Annotated in this window: 13 protein-coding genes, 1 rRNA gene and 1 pseudogene; 8 read left to right on the top strand and 7 right to left on the bottom strand. The window is 62.6% G+C overall.

The features are described from left to right. Positions 1-246 precede the first annotated feature (246 nt). From rrf to RQH62_RS20105, 7 genes and pseudogenes are all read left to right on the top strand, one after another. Positions 247-361, top strand: a 5S ribosomal RNA gene (rrf, locus tag RQH62_RS20080). 532 nt (positions 362-893) lie between these two features. Then, a pseudogene (locus tag RQH62_RS24975) lies at positions 894-1081 on the top strand (glutathione-dependent formaldehyde dehydrogenase); the annotation flags it as partial. A 123-nt stretch (positions 1082-1204) separates the two neighbouring features. Continuing rightward, positions 1205-2539, top strand: coding sequence for an aromatic ring-hydroxylating dioxygenase subunit alpha (locus tag RQH62_RS20085; RefSeq protein ID WP_311270429.1), 1335 nt, complete (start codon positions 1205-1207; stop codon positions 2537-2539). After that, a complete protein-coding gene (locus RQH62_RS20090; protein WP_311270430.1) occupies positions 2539-2940 on the top strand; it encodes a nuclear transport factor 2 family protein in 402 nt (133 codons plus the stop codon). The genes RQH62_RS20085 and RQH62_RS20090 overlap by 1 nt, the downstream gene beginning before the upstream one ends. A 19-nt stretch (positions 2941-2959) precedes the next feature. After that, positions 2960-3739 carry an SDR family oxidoreductase gene (locus RQH62_RS20095; RefSeq protein ID WP_311270431.1) on the top strand — a complete coding sequence of 260 codons (780 nt, stop codon included), beginning with the start codon at positions 2960-2962 and terminating at the stop codon, positions 3737-3739. Further along, positions 3739-4530 carry an SDR family oxidoreductase gene (locus tag RQH62_RS20100; protein ID WP_311270432.1) on the top strand — a complete coding sequence of 264 codons (792 nt, stop codon included), beginning with the start codon at positions 3739-3741 and terminating at the stop codon, positions 4528-4530. Before RQH62_RS20095 ends, RQH62_RS20100 begins: the two co-directional genes overlap by 1 nt. A 38-nt stretch (positions 4531-4568) precedes the next feature. After that, on the top strand, positions 4569-5342 hold the full coding sequence (locus RQH62_RS20105; protein WP_311270433.1) for a TIM barrel protein: 774 nt from the start codon (positions 4569-4571) through the stop codon (positions 5340-5342). A 113-nt stretch (positions 5343-5455) separates the two neighbouring features. On the opposite strand, the gene RQH62_RS20110 is transcribed toward RQH62_RS20105, so the two are convergent. The 7 genes from RQH62_RS20110 to RQH62_RS20140 form a co-directional block, all read right to left on the bottom strand. Further along, positions 5456-6925, bottom strand: coding sequence for a dihydrolipoamide acetyltransferase family protein (locus tag RQH62_RS20110; RefSeq protein ID WP_311270434.1), 1470 nt, complete (start codon positions 6923-6925; stop codon positions 5456-5458). Between the two features lie 6 nt (positions 6926-6931). Next, the gene (locus RQH62_RS20115) at positions 6932-7948 is read right to left on the bottom strand and encodes an alpha-ketoacid dehydrogenase subunit beta (protein ID WP_311270435.1); all 1017 of its coding nucleotides are present in this window, start codon (positions 7946-7948) and stop codon (positions 6932-6934) included. A 19-nt stretch (positions 7949-7967) separates the two neighbouring features. Then, positions 7968-8930: a thiamine pyrophosphate-dependent dehydrogenase E1 component subunit alpha gene (locus tag RQH62_RS20120; protein WP_311270436.1), complete on the bottom strand. Its 963-nt coding sequence runs from the start codon at positions 8928-8930 to the stop codon at positions 7968-7970. A 30-nt stretch (positions 8931-8960) separates the two neighbouring features. Then, positions 8961-10169: an acyl-CoA dehydrogenase family protein gene (locus RQH62_RS20125; protein ID WP_311270437.1), complete on the bottom strand. Its 1209-nt coding sequence runs from the start codon at positions 10167-10169 to the stop codon at positions 8961-8963. A gap of 6 nt (positions 10170-10175) precedes the next feature. Then, positions 10176-11321, bottom strand: a complete 1146-nt coding sequence (locus RQH62_RS20130) for a thiolase family protein (protein WP_311270438.1) — start codon at positions 11319-11321, stop codon at positions 10176-10178. Next, on the bottom strand, positions 11314-11595 hold the full coding sequence (locus RQH62_RS20135; protein WP_311270439.1) for an OB-fold domain-containing protein: 282 nt from the start codon (positions 11593-11595) through the stop codon (positions 11314-11316). The genes RQH62_RS20130 and RQH62_RS20135 overlap by 8 nt, the downstream gene beginning before the upstream one ends. A gap of 320 nt (positions 11596-11915) precedes the next feature. Then, positions 11916-12806, bottom strand: coding sequence for a helix-turn-helix transcriptional regulator (locus RQH62_RS20140; protein WP_311270440.1), 891 nt, complete (start codon positions 12804-12806; stop codon positions 11916-11918). 202 nt (positions 12807-13008) lie between these two features. Between RQH62_RS20140 and RQH62_RS20145 the strand changes: the two genes are divergently transcribed. Then, the gene (locus RQH62_RS20145) at positions 13009-14097 is read left to right on the top strand and encodes an acyl-CoA dehydrogenase family protein (RefSeq protein ID WP_311270441.1); all 1089 of its coding nucleotides are present in this window, start codon (positions 13009-13011) and stop codon (positions 14095-14097) included. Position 14098 lies beyond the last annotated feature (1 nt).

A 14098-nucleotide genomic window follows, 5' to 3' on the forward strand; every position in this document is an offset into this window, starting at 1 on the left:
TGATAGGCTGGATGTGGAAGTGCGGTAACGCATGGAGCTAACCAGTCCTAATTGCTCTGATCGCGCCTGAGAGTCCCACCATCAACAACAGCACTGGAAAATCAGTGCTTCTGTTGAACGGATGGTTATCAGACAAAGCCAGATTATATCTAAATACAAGCAATTGTTTGATCGTTCATTTTCTCAAGTGAAAATGAACATGTGCACGGTATCGATTATAACCCAATATATGCGCAAGCTTCATTGCTTGGTGACCATAGCGTCTGTGACCCACCCGATCCCATCCCGAACTCGGCCGTGAAACCAGTCTGCGCCGATGGTACTATTGCTCAAGCACTGGAAGAGTAGGGCGTCGCCAGGCATTGCAGCTCGCGCATATATCGATCAAAAACCCATCCACAACCAAGCGACCTCCGGTCGCGCCTTCCGGGCAATACCGTCTGAACCAGACGATCCGCCGTGAAACCCTGCCAACATCATGCGACATGAAGAGCCTGAACGCTCCGAAATCGACAATCGTCAGGCATCCGGCCACAAGCCAGCACCATCCCTGCCGATCATATCTCCGCTAATAGCAACCTGCATTGATCATGACCTGTGCGTCAATTTGCGGGGTGCGATGGTCATGATGCGCCAAGGCTGATCGACGCGCCTGTTCCAAGCTTCGCAGCTTTACGAACGACCCGGTGCCTGGATGCCCGCCGAGCAATTGGCCGCACTTGTTGATGATTGCCGATCAGTGGTGCGTGCCTGCCTGTCGGGCAGTAACCTAGCACACTGTGACAATCAGGGACACCCTCTCGGCTTCATCATGACAGGCGGGGAAGCACCCGATTATGGCGTTGTCGATACTCTGATGGCGATCCCTGTCAACAAACCCAGGGCGTTACTCACCGATTTCCGGCATTGGGCCGATCTTCATCCTGGATGGAACTGAGGATGATCAGATCCTTGTCCTCTTCGGCATCCTCCCCACCGGTTGGCAGGCCGCCGAATACGCGGACATCGAGCCGGCTACACTGTGGCCATCTGGAACTGCGGACCGATCGGCCTGTTCGCGGTCCAGTCCACCCTCGTGATTGCACAGGCGATCGTGCCTGATGAGCGACCCTGATATAAAGTCGAGGTTCGCGGCCGTTCCCCAATGCCTAGACTGCCGCCAAATCCGCGCGCCATGCACGAGCGCTTGGGAAGAGGACAGGCAATGGCAAGAGAACATTTTCTGGGGCGAACGCTGGCGGATTTCGATCCTCCGGTTCGCGGCGATCCGATTACTGGGGAACGCTATTTTTCGCAGCGCTGGGCGCGCGCCGAATGGCGCAACGTCTTTGCCAAAGTGTGGCATATCGGTGGCATGCTGGCCGATCTGGAGGAGCCGGGCGACTGGATCACCCATAATCTGATGCGTGACAGCGTGATCATGATCCGGCAAGAGGATGGCTCGATCAAAGCCTTTTTCAACGCCTGCGTTCATCGCGGCAATCGGCTGCTCTGGTCAGACATGGGCAGCAGCGAGCGGATCACCTGTTCCTATCATGGCTGGCAGTTCGGCAAGGACGGCACCTTACTGTTCGCGCAGGATGCGGAGGATTTCCCCGGCGGTAATCCCTGCGGCAAGGCGCATCTGACCGAGATCGCGGTGGGCACATGGGGGCCGTTCGTGTGGTTCAACATGGACCGGGACGCCACGCCGCTGCTGGAATGGCTGGCGCCGCTGCCCGAACAGTTGGCCGGATATCAGATGGAGACGATGACGCGGGTGCTGGACGTGCGTTGCGAAATCCCGTGCAACTGGAAGATCATCCGCGACAATTTCAACGAAAGCTATCACCTGCCCACGCTCCACCCGGAACTGGCGAGCTTCATCGACGACGAATATACCGATACCAGCTTCGAAATGTACCCCAGCGGCCATAACCGCATGGTACAAAAGGGGTGCCACCCGTCCAAGCGACTGGACTATCCCGATGCGATGCAGCCGCTGGTCGAGGATAGTCTGCGCGAATGGGGGCTGGACCCCGCCGACTTCACCGATCGTGCGACGCAGGCGCGAGTGGCGATCCAGCAGGCCAAGCGGCGGCTGGGGCCGGAGCGGGGCTATCGGCATTTCGACACGATGACCGACAGCATGTTGACCGACTATTATCATTACACGCTCTGGCCCAACACGACCATCACGATGAGCCCGGACGGGTTCCAGATCCTGCGGTCCGAACCGCACCCGACCGATCCCGAAAAATGCATTTTCGATCACTGGTATATGATTCCGCCTGTCGACGGCCGCAAGGAAGTCGTCACCCCGGTCGGCGTCGTGCCCTTCGCTCCGGCCGAGCGGGAGGTGGTGATCTACGGCGCCAAGACGCTGGGCTATGTGGCGGATCAGGACATGTCTGTCGCGGTCGGCCAGCAGCAGGGGCTGCATTCGATGGGCTATAAGGGCGGCACGATTTCCGGACAAGAAAAGCGAATTCAGCGCTTCCACGAACTGCTTAACGACGCGTGCGGCCTTCATGGCGCGCTACCGGCAGACGGGGACTGATGTCGGTGTTCGAAGACCGGGTGGCGATCAACGACGTGCTGGCGCGCTATGCGGACTGCGTGAACCGGCGCGACGCGGCATTATGGGCGTCGACCTGGGACGAAGAAGGCGAATGGCGCCTGTTCGATCCCGTTCCGGTCAAGGGTCGCGCGGCGATCGTGGAGGCCTGGCAACAGGCGATGGCGGGTTTCCCCTTCGTGGTCATGATAGTCTCGCAAGGCGAGGTCGTCATCAATGGCGATGCCGCCGCGGGGCGGTCCTATTCCAGCGAAGTGGCGCGCACGGCCGATGGCAAGCGGATGCGGGTGCAGGGCTGCTACGACGATCGTTATCGTAAACGTAACGGCGTCTGGGGCTTTGCCTTTCGCGCCTTCACCGTCCTCGACAGCGAAAACTATTGATACCGATCAGGAGATGATGATGGCACGACTGGACGGCAAGGTTGCGGTCATATTGGGCGCGTCGGACTCGCGCAGCATGGGCGCGGCAACCGCGCGGCGCTTTGCGGCGGAGGGCGCGCAACTGGTGCTGGCGGCGCGACGGGCGGATGCGGTCGCGGCGGTGGCGGCAGAGTTGGGCGCGATCGCCATCGCGTGCGACATCACCGACGAGCCGCAATTGGCGGCGCTCGCCAAGGCGGCGGTCGATAGCTATGGCCGCCTAGACATTGCTGTCAACTATGCGGGCATCGGTGGATCGGGCGCGATCCTGGAAACCAGTGCAGACCTGTTCCGGCAACAGGCGGAGGTGCATTTTGTCGGCACCGGATTGTTCATCAAGCATATGGCGTTGGCCATGACCCCGGCGGCCAATGGTACGGGCGGCGGGTCGATCATCACCGCGTCGTCGCTCACCGTATTGGTGCAGGCACCCGATCATGGCGCCTATGCGGGGTCCAAAGGCGGGGCGGACGTGCTGGTGAAGGTCGCCGCCAATGAACTAGGCGAACGTGGCATCCGAGTCAATTCCATCGCGCCGGGCTTCACCAAAAGCGCCATGACGGACGCCTATTTCGCCATGCCGGCGGTGACCAACGCCTTTCTGAAGGAAATGCCGCTCGGTCGCTTCCCCACGGTCGAGGATATCGCCAACACCGCGCTGTGGCTTGCCAGTGACGAGGCGTTCGTGACCGGCCAGCGGATCGACGTGACGGCCGGGCAGGCGCTGCGGCGAACGCCGCGGCCGGAGGAGTTCGTCTGATGGGCCGGCTGTCGGGCAAGGCCGCACTGGTCGTGGGTGCCGCGGGCGTCGAAAATATGGGACAGGCGATCGCGCGCCGTTTCGCGGACGAAGGCGCGCGGGTCGCAGTAGCCGGGCGCAATATGGATGTGCTGGAGACGCTGGCGGCTGATATTGGGGGCGTGGCGCTGCCCTGCGACTTTTCCGACCGGGCGAGCATATTCGCCATGGTCGAGGGCGCCAGGACGGCGCTCGGCGGTCTGGACGTCGCGGTCAACGCCACCGGATGGGGGCTGCTCAAACCGTTTCTGGAAACGACCGACGAGGATTTCGACCGGATGTATGCGCTGCAACTGCGCGGGCCGTTCCAGTTCCTTCAAGCGCTGATCCCGGCCATGGCGACTGGTGGGTCGGTCATCCAGATCAGTTCCGCGACGGCGACGATCATGTTCCACGATCATGACGCCTATATGGCGACCAAGGCCGGGACCGACCATATGATCCGCAGCGTCGCCAACCAGTTTGGCGACCGCGGCATCCGTTTCAACAGCGTGTCGCCGGGCGTCACCGAAACGCCGATGACGGCCGACGCGGCTGCCGTGCCGGGCCTGATGGATGCTTTCCGCAAAGGCTATCCGCTTGGCCGCCACGGCACGCGGGAGGATGTGGCAGCGGCCTGCGTCTGGCTGGCCAGCGACGAATCTTTCATGACCGGCGAGAATATGCAGGTGAATGGCGGGCTTAGCCTGCGCGGCAATCCGTCCAAGGCGGAGATCGAAGCGGCGGTCGCGGCGGCGGTGGCGACAAGCTGACGATGGGCCGCAGGCATCCCTTAACTCATCCGCTGGCCATGTCGGCGGGCATCATGCCGGAGGCGACCCCGGTGCAACTGGTCGAAGCGGCGGCGCAGGCCGGGTTCGACTATGGTGGCATGTGGGTCGAGGCGGCAGACTGGACCGCCGCCACGACCCGCGAGGTGAAGGCGGCCCTGGCGGCCACCGGACTGCCGCTGCTGGATGTCGAAGTGGTGTGGATCAAGCCCGGCCCCCTCGACCCGGCTCATTTTCGCATCGTTGATATCGGCCTGGAGCTGGGCGCGTGCAATGTGCTGTGCGTCAGCAGCGATCCCGATGCGGGCGCGACGCGCGACAAACTGGCCGCGCTGATGGCGCATGGGGGTAGCGGCATCAGGGTCAATCTGGAGTTTGGCCTGTTTACGGCGGTCAAGACCATCGATCAGGCCAGCGCGATCCTGCGGGCGATTGACGCGCCCAACATGGGCTTGCTGGTCGATGCGCTGCACTGGACCCGGTCTGGCGGGACGCTGGCGGATGTCGCGGCCGTGCCGGTGGAGTGGCTGGGCTATGCCCAATTATGCGATGCGCCGATGCCGGGCGCGGATCGGAATGATCCCGACGCTATTTTGGTCGAGGCGATCGATGGTCGTGTCGCTTTGGGGCGGGGTGGCCTGGCGATTGACGGGTTGCTGGGGACGTTGCCGGACGGATTGCCGATCGGGATCGAGGAACGGTCGAAGGGGCTGCGCGACGGCTTCCCCGATTTGAACGACCGCGCTAAAGAGCTGGTGCGAACAAGCCGGGCTTGGCTGGACGACCGGGCTTAACTTCGCATATTTCCCGTCTATCTTGAAATTTTGTTGCGGTCTGCCGATCCTATTTGTGCGTCGGACCGACAATATAAACCGGCGGGGGCGTGTAGGACAGCCCCCGCCTGTCCTCATGCCGTCAGCAGTTTCGGGTCTTCGATCAGTTCTTTCAACGTCCGCATGAACGCCGCGCCGACCGCGCCATCGATCGCACGATGGTCGCAACTGAGTGACATTTCTACGATCGTGGCGAAGCCCAAGGCATTGCCGATTTCGATCGGCTGGCGGGTGCCGGCACCTACCGCCAAAATCGCGCCTTGCGGCGGATTGATGATCGCGTCGAACTGGTCGATGCCGAACATGCCGAGGTTGCTGATCGAAAAACTGCCACCCTGGAACTCGTCCGGCTGCAACTTGCCGGTACGCGCCTTTTCGGCCAGCGCCTTGACTTCGCGCGATATGGCAGCGACCGACAACGTGTCGGCGCCCTTGACGATGGGCGTGATCAGCCCTTTGTCGGTGGCGACCGCCACCGCGATGTCGGCACCGCCGAAGCGGTGGATCTCGTCGCCATGGACCTGCACGTTGACGTCGGGATGACGGGCGAGGGCCAAGCCACAGGCGCGCACGATATAATCGTTGATGCTGGGGGCTTCGCCGGTTGCCGCCTTCGCCTGCGTGCGCAAGCCGAGGATTGCGTCGATCCGTATCTTCGACCGCAGATAGAAATGCGGGATGGTCGACTTGCTGTGGCTGAGCGCCTTGGCGATGGCCTTGCGCATCGGCGTCATTTTGACGACTTCCGCTGTACCGGCAGCAGGCCGGGCGAAGGCCATCGGAGTGGCCGCTTCTGCCGGGGCAAGTGTCAGTGGTGCGGCCGGTTGCACCTGTGACAGCACGTCCGCCTTGCAGATGCGCCCCTTTGGCCCGGTGCCGTGGAGAGTGGAAAGATCGACCTTATGCTGGACCGCGAGCCGCTTTGCCAGCGGACTGGCATAAACGTCGCCCAGCGCATTACCGACCGGGGTTGTGTCGATCACTGTACCACCACCCACCGCGACCGACGGCATGCTGGCCTGCTGCACGTCCTGAAGGGTGATGCGGCCATTGGAACCTGAACCCACGATGCCGGCAATCTCCACGCCCTCCGCTTGCGCGAAGGCACGGGCAGCGGGGCTGATATGGGCGTCGGCCGGGATCGCAACGGCCTTGGCCTCTGGCGTGACAGCGGGTTGCCCGTAACCGGGCGAGGGGGGGGGCGGCGACGATGGCGTGGCCGCCTTTGACGTGGGGCGGGCGTCGGCGGGCTGGAACCCGGCGACGAACGCCTCAACCTCTTCCGCGGACGGTTGGTCGTCGGCACCGGTTAATACGGCGATTAGGTCTCCAACCTGATAGGTGCCACCCTTTTCCGCCAGCAGTCGAGGGAACATGCCGTCGGCTTCGGCCTCGACCTCATTGGTGATCTTGTCGGTTTCGATGAGCGCCAGCGTGTCGCCCTTCTTGAACGGCTGCCCTTCGGCGACCATCCATTCGGCGACGACACCCTCGGTCATTTCGATGCCCCATTTGGGCATGGCGAATGCGCGCAGATTGGCCATGACCGCTTATCCCCGCCTGTAGGACATGGCCTTGACCGCCGCCGCCACGATCTTTTCGGGCGAGGGGAGGTAGGCGGATTCTAGTTCACGGGCGAAGGGCACTGGGCTGTGCGCGCCGGTGATCATTTCAATCGGCGCGCGCAGGCTGGAAAAGGCCTTGTTCGCGACGAGGGCGGACAGATCGGTCGCGAAGCTGCACCGCGGCGGCGATTCATCGACGATCACCAGGCGACCGGTGCGCTCGACGCTGTCCAATATCGCTTCTTCGTCCAGTGGGCTGGTGGTGCGCAAATCGAGCAGGTCGCAGCCGATGCCGTCCTGCGCCAACTCTGCCGCCGCTTGTTCGGCATAGCCGACCATCATGCCGGTGGCGAGGATGGTGACGTCGTCGCCCTGCGTCACTTGTCGCGCATGGCCGAACGGGATCAGATAATCGCCGTCGGGCACTTCGCCCTTCACGCCATAGAGGAATTTATGTTCCAGGAAGATGACCGGATCATCGTCGCGGATCGCCTGGGCCAGCAGACCTTTGGTATCGGCGGCGGTCGAGGGCATCACGACCTTAAGGCCCGGCATGGCCGTGACCATCGCGTGGATCGACTGACTATGCTGGGGCGCGGCATTATAGCCGCCGCCATAGGGCATGCGGATCACGATCGGACATTTGGTCTTGCCACCGAACATATAGCGGAATTTGGCGACTTGGTTCCAGATCTGGTCCATGCAGACGCCGATGAAGTCGGCGAACATGATTTCGGCGATAGCGCGCTTGCCAGTCAGCGAAGCGCCCGCCGCCGCGCCGATGATCGCGCTTTCCGAAATCGGGGTGTCGATCACCCGGTCGGAGCCATATTTGGCCCAAAGCCCGCCCGATGTACCCCAGATGCCGCCGATGGCTTCCGGGCCGCCGGGCGACCCCATGCCGCCGACGATATCCTCGCCCAGCATGATGACGCTGTCGTCGCGCGCCATTTCCTCGTCGATCGTGTCGCGAATGACGTCGCGGATCATTTTCATTGCCATGATGGAAAAATCTTTCGCGTCAGTAGCTGATATAGACGTCTTCAAGGACGTGGTCGGCCGTGGGGCGCGCCGCGGCTTTCGATTCGGCGACCGCGCGGTCGATGAGGGCGGTCACTTCTGCGTCCAGTGCGTCGAGCGCAGCGCCTTCCAGCAGCTTGGCCTCCGTCACCTTGGTACGAAAAACCTTGAGGCAATCACGCTCTTCGCGAATGCGATCCAGTTCGCCCTTGCCGCGATAACGCTGCGGGTCGCCCTCGAAATGGCCGAAGAAACGTTCGCAATCCAGCTCGATGGAGGCCGGGCCGTTGCCCGCTTTGCAATAGTCGATCAGTTCTCGCATCGCTTCGTAGACGGAAAAGAAATCGATGCCATTGGCCTTGATCGCCTTCATGCCGAAGGCGGCGGCGCGGGTCGTCATGCTTTCCGCGCCGACGGCATAGGATTCGCCGGTATGTTCGGAATAATGGTTGTTCTCGAACACGAAGATGACCGGCAGTTTCAGCACCACCGCCATGTTCATCGCCTCGAACGTCGTGCCCTGGTTGCAGGCGCCGTCGCCAGAAAAGGCGATCGAGACATTGCCCGTGCCTTTGGCGGTGATGCCCGCGCCGACCGCGATCGGCGCGCCCGCGCCGACGATGCCGTTGGCGCCCAGCATCCCCTTGGTCACGTCAGCGATATGCATGGAGCCGCTCTTGCCCTTGCACAGCCCTTCGCTGGAACCATAGATTTCCTTCATCATGTCGACCACGTCGCATCCCTTGGCGATGCAATGACCATGGCCCCGATGGGTGGAGATGATGAAATCCTGTGCGTCGAGATGTTCGCACACCCCCACGGCGCAGGCTTCCTGCCCCGCGTAGAGGTGGGTGAAGCCGGCGATTTCGCCCAGCGCGATTTCGTCATGCAGCCGATCCTCGAACATGCGGATCGTCTTCATCTGGCGATAGGCCTGTAACAGGGCTTCGCGGCTAAGCTGCATGTCGTCCGTCTCCCAAGATAATGTCGCCGGTCACAGACCCAGCACCGTTTTGGCGATGATAGTGCGCTGAATCTCGTTCGTCCCGCCAAAGATGGTCCAGGCGCGGCTGTTGAGATAGCGGGGCGAGGCGACCTGCGCCGCCTTGTCCCGCAAGGGTTCTGGCGCACCATTGCCGTAAAGCGGCCGATGCTCCTCCAGTGCCAGGCCGGCATAGCCATAGAGCCGCACCGCGAGGCCATCGACCTGCTGGCGCAAGGTGGAGGCGACCATTTTGCATAGCGAGGTTTGCGGGCCGGGCGGCAGGCCCTTGGCCATTTCGGCCAGAATGCGCAATTCGGTCATTTCGAGCGCCTGCGCCTCTAGTTCGGTGCGGCCGATAGCGGTCATGAAGGCGCGATCATCGGCCATGCATCCCCCCTGACCGTCCGGCTCCTGGCCCGCGGCCTTGCGCAACTTCTGGAGGTCGGACAGCAATTTGGGGGCATGGCAGGCGCCGCCGCGTTCGTTCTCCAGCAGGAATTTGGCGATCGTCCAGCCGCTGCCTTCGTCCCCCACCAGATTGTCGAGCGGTGCGACGACATCGTCCAGATAGACTTCGTTGACCTCATGGTCGCCGGCCAGGCCGATGATCGGGCGAACCTCCACACCGGGCTGGTCCATGTCGATCAGGATGAAGCTGATGCCCGCCTGCGGCTTGGCGGCCGGATCGGTGCGCAGCAGGCAGAAGATATGGGTCGCGTGCTGGGCATGGGTGGTCCACAGCTTGCGGCCGTTGACCAGATAATGATCGTCCTTGCGCTCCGCCTTGCTTTTCAGGCTGGCGAGGTCCGATCCTGCGCCAGGTTCGGAGAAACCCTGGCACCAGTAATCACTGCCATCCAGGATGCGGGGCAGGATGGTCGCTTTTTGCTCCGCCGTGCCGAAGTGACAGATGACCGGGCCGAGTAGCTTGAGACTGAGCACCGGCAGGCTGGGCGCGTCGGCGAGGGCGCATTCTTTTTCGAAGATGTAGCGCTGGGTCATGGTCCAGCCGGTGCCGCCGCAATCGGCCGGCCAGTTGTAGGCGAGCCAGCCCTTGGCGTGCAGGATCGCCTGCCATTCGCGGCCGATGTCGGGTTCGACGAAGACCGTGGGCGTGGCCTGCATCCCCGCGCGCAGATGGTCGGGCAGGTGGCCGTCCAGGAAAGCGCGTACTTCGGCGCGGAAGGCTTCGTCTTCGGGGGTGAAATGCAGGTCCATAAGCCGTCAGCGCTGGAGGATGGTCACGCCGGAAATACCGGGCGCGCCGTAAACATGGGTGTAGGCGGTTTTGGGATTGCCCGGCACCTGGCGACCGCCGCCATGCCCGCGCAACTGGATGACATTTTCATAGACCTGCCGCAGGCCGGATGCGCCGATCGGCTCGCCGCAGGCCAGGCAGCCGCCGTCGGTATTCACCGGCAGCTTGCCGTCGATCTGCGTCCAGCCCTCCGCCAGCCATTCTTCCTGCGCGCCGTCGGCGCAAAACCCGTTTTCGGCCATATGCATGATTTCCGCGCCCGATTCGGTATCCTGCAACTGCGCGACGTCGATGTCTTCCGGACCGACGCCCGCCATTTCATACGCGGCGGCAGACGCGAGCAATGTCGGCGCGCCGCCGCGGTCTATGTCCAGGCCCGGAGCAAACACTTCGAACGATCCGGGCGGGCGGGTGCGGATCGCCGCCGCCTTCACGCGGACGTCGGCGCGACCCAGTTCGCGGGCCTTCTTCTCGCTCGCCAGGATCAGCGCAACGCCGCCTTCGGCGGGCGAACAGAACATATATTTGGTCAGCGGATCGTTAATCATCTGGGCGTTCAGGATCGTGTCGATATCGACCGGCGCGCGGCGCCAGGCATGGTCGGCATGAACCGCGTTGTTGAACGCCTTTTCCGACACCCGACCCAGCGACCGGCTGGTGATGCCATGGTGGGCCATATAGCGTTGCAGCTTCATCGCGAAAAACTGGGTGGTGACCATCAGCCCGACCGATCCATACCAGTCGGGCAGGCTATAGTCCGCGGGCATCGCATTGAACGCGCCGCGCGGATGCTTGTCAAAACCCAGCGCGATGCCGATGTCATATTGACCGGACGCGATGCCCTGCCACGCCCCGATCATCGCCGACCCGCCGGTCGCGCAACCATTCTTGACGTTGATGAAGGGCAGGCCGGTCAGGCCCAACTCATTGACGATCGTGTCGGCGCTGCCCGATGCGTCGGAGCCGCCGAAGCCGAACTGGATATCGTTCCAGGCGACCCCGGCGTCTGCCATCGCCGCCCGCGCAGCATAGGCGCCCTGCTGGAGGCCCGACAGGCCATCGGTGCGCCCGAACGGATGAATGCCGACACCGACGATGAACACATCAGCCATGCTGCACCTCATCCTGAACCGGGGCAAAGGCATAGGTGACGACGGTGCGACCCGAAGCGTCGGTGGCGAAGGGAATGATGACGGTTTCCATCTCCATGCCTATGCGAATGGATGCGAAATCGACGCCGACGATTCGCGTCTCGACGATTACCGCGCCGGGCAGTTCGACATAGCCGATTGCGAACGGCTCGAACGCTTCCGGGCCGATATAGGGCGGGGTTTTGGGGCGAAAGCGCTGGATGGTCCAGGACCAGACGCGGCCGCGCGGCGGCAAGTCGAACGGCTCGAACCGAAGATCGCCTACGGGACAGGGAAAGACGATGCGGCCGCTTTCCCGATCGCGTCCGCCAATCAGATGCGGCTGCGGCTGCGCGGCGAAAATGCCGTCTGCTACGGCAACGCTATCGAGGCTGGCGATGTCGGTGATGGTTCCGCTCCCTATTCTGCTTGTCTGTGACGACTATGGAAATGCGGGCGGGCAAATGCTGCTGTAAGAAAGCATAGGTTATCGGCAGAGGTTGTCCCGATGGACAAGAAAAGGCCCGCCGCAGCGATGCCGGGCGGGCCTTTTTTCCGTTGCTGTCGCCGCGCTGCTCAGTTGGCGATGGCGGCGTCCATCATGTCGTGATTGGTCGGTGTGGTCACTGTGGCGACGCTGCCCAGATAACCGAGCTGCGTCGCCTTGAAGACTGTCTGGCTGCGATTGACCGCTTCCAATTTGGTGGCGGCATTGTGGATATGGAAGCGGACGGTGGCGCAACTGCGCGCTAGGATCATCGCGATTTCCACGTCGGTCTTGCCGACCGCCGCCCAGCGCAGGCATTCCACTTCACGCTTCGACAGTCGGCAGTTGGTGGGAATCCAGGGCCGCTGGCTGGTCACGCGCGAATAGCCGCCGACGAAGCGACGGCTGTGATATTCCAGTTGGTCTGCATAAAGATCGAACTCGCGCGACAGGTCTTCGCGTGCATCGTCCAGGGGCGAGAAGCTGACCGCGCCGATCTGGCCGAAAGGCAGGTGAATCGGCACGACGATGACGGCGCTGGCGTTCACCTGCTCGCTGAAATGCGACAGGTCGATCTGGCCGAGCAACGGGTTATGGGCGCGGGTGTGGATGCCATGGGCGTTGACCCAGAAGGGATCGCTTTCATAGCGACAGGCGAAGGGCAGGGGGGAACTGAGCGCAAGCAGCGGTTTCTTCCACCATTGCTCCTTTGACGAAGGCCAGCCGAATACGGAATGGGCCAGAACATTGCCGTCTGCGTCGCACATCGGCATTTTGGACGCGATATTGGCGCAGGCGGCGACGCGGAAATGGCCGAGATCCATGGCAATGTCGCGCAAAGCCTGTGCGGCGGGCAATATATCGCCCGGCGTCGCAATCGCGGTGGGAACATGCCTGTTGGAACTTGCGTCGGTGCCGATCTGCGTCGGTATTCCGCCGTCGTTCGAACAAGCGACGGGCATGTCGCTTAATCTCTCCATGCCCGAAAGCTACGCCCCTAGCCGATGGGGATCAAGCGAAACAAAACCTATGAATAGTGGCAGGTCCGGGATGTCATGATGCGGCAAACTATCGGAAAATGCAGGCTGGCTTGGGCGCGGCGGGGACTATCCAATAGCTTGGATATAAGGATGCCGCAGCCGAGGGAGGCGTGGCGCCACGATAGCGAAAGCGAGGGGCGGCGTGAATTTCGATCTCAGCGAGGAACAGGCTCTGCTGCGCAACCTTGTCGAGAAGTTTGCGGGGGATCGCTACGATCCGGCCAAGCGGCTGACCTATGTCCGGCAGACGCATGGATTTTGCCCGCAGGGCTGGGCGGCGCTGGCGGATACCGGGCTGCTCGCCTTTCCCTTTGCCGAGGAGTTTGGTGGTTTTGGCGGTGGCAGCGTCGAACTGATCACTGTGATGGAAGCGATGGGCCGTGCCGTGGCGGTGGAGCCGCTATTGCCAGTCATCCTGATGGCGGGCGGCGTGATCGACAAGGCGGGGACGGATGAGCAGAAGCGCACCTGGCTGTCACGCCTGGCCACTGGCGAGTCGATGGCGAGCCTGGCGCATGGGGAACATCAGGCGCGGTTCAATCAGGCCAGCATTTCCACCCGCTCGAAGGATTCGCGGCTGAACGGCGCCAAGCAGATGGTGCTGGGGGCCAGCGTCGCCGATGTTTTCGTGGTGTCCGCGGTCGACGAGGCGGGTATGCTTGGCTTTTTCCTTGTGAAAGCCGATGCGCCGGGCCTGGTCCTGCGCCATTATCGCATGACCGACGGGTCGAGCGCGAGCGATCTGGTGCTGACCAATGTTTCGGGGGAATGGATGGCCGGCGGGCTGGAGGCGCTGGACGAAGTGCTGCTGGATGTTCGATTGGCGATCTGCGCCGAGCTGGTGGGGTTGATGGCGATGATGTTCGACGCCACGCTCGATTATATCAAGACACGCAAGCAGTTCAGCCAGCCGATCGGCGCGTTTCAGGCGATTCAACACCGGATGGCGGACAATTATGCCCGCATGGAATTGAGCCGGTCGCAGCTCTATCGGGCGGCGGGAACCCGGCGGGAGGATGCCGCGCGCGCTGCGGCGATCACCGGCGCCAAGGCTTATATCAGCGCCAGCGCGATGGCGCTAGGCGAGGATGCGGTGCAGTTGCATGGTGGCATCGGCACGACCGAGGAACTGATGGTCGGGCAGGCGTTTAAGCGGGTCATGCTGCTGGCGTCGCTGCTGGGCGACAGTGACTGGGAATTGCGGCGTTATGAGGCGCTGGTGGCGGCCTGAA

Origin of the sequence: Sphingobium sp. WCS2017Hpa-17 (assembly GCF_031843765.1) — a bacterium.
In the GTDB taxonomy this organism is placed as follows: Bacteria; Pseudomonadota; Alphaproteobacteria; order Sphingomonadales; family Sphingomonadaceae; genus Sphingobium.

Bases quoted from the DNA above. Each gene is read 5' to 3' on its own strand.
- RQH62_RS20085 (WP_311270429.1), top strand. From the start codon at position 1,205: ATGGCAAGAGAACATTTTCTGGGGCGAACGCTGGCGGATTTCGATCCT.
- RQH62_RS20090 (WP_311270430.1), top strand. From the start codon at position 2,539: ATGTCGGTGTTCGAAGACCGGGTGGCGATCAACGACGTGCTGGCGCGC.
- RQH62_RS20095 (WP_311270431.1), top strand. From the start codon at position 2,960: ATGGCACGACTGGACGGCAAGGTTGCGGTCATATTGGGCGCGTCGGAC.
- RQH62_RS20100 (WP_311270432.1), top strand. From the start codon at position 3,739: ATGGGCCGGCTGTCGGGCAAGGCCGCACTGGTCGTGGGTGCCGCGGGC.
- RQH62_RS20105 (WP_311270433.1), top strand. From the start codon at position 4,569: ATGTCGGCGGGCATCATGCCGGAGGCGACCCCGGTGCAACTGGTCGAA.
- RQH62_RS20110 (WP_311270434.1), bottom strand. From the start codon at position 6,925: ATGGCCAATCTGCGCGCATTCGCCATGCCCAAATGGGGCATCGAAATG.
- RQH62_RS20115 (WP_311270435.1), bottom strand. From the start codon at position 7,948: ATGGCAATGAAAATGATCCGCGACGTCATTCGCGACACGATCGACGAG.
- RQH62_RS20120 (WP_311270436.1), bottom strand. From the start codon at position 8,930: ATGCAGCTTAGCCGCGAAGCCCTGTTACAGGCCTATCGCCAGATGAAG.
- RQH62_RS20125 (WP_311270437.1), bottom strand. From the start codon at position 10,169: ATGGACCTGCATTTCACCCCCGAAGACGAAGCCTTCCGCGCCGAAGTA.
- RQH62_RS20130 (WP_311270438.1), bottom strand. From the start codon at position 11,321: ATGGCTGATGTGTTCATCGTCGGTGTCGGCATTCATCCGTTCGGGCGC.
- RQH62_RS20140 (WP_311270440.1), bottom strand. From the start codon at position 12,806: ATGGAGAGATTAAGCGACATGCCCGTCGCTTGTTCGAACGACGGCGGA.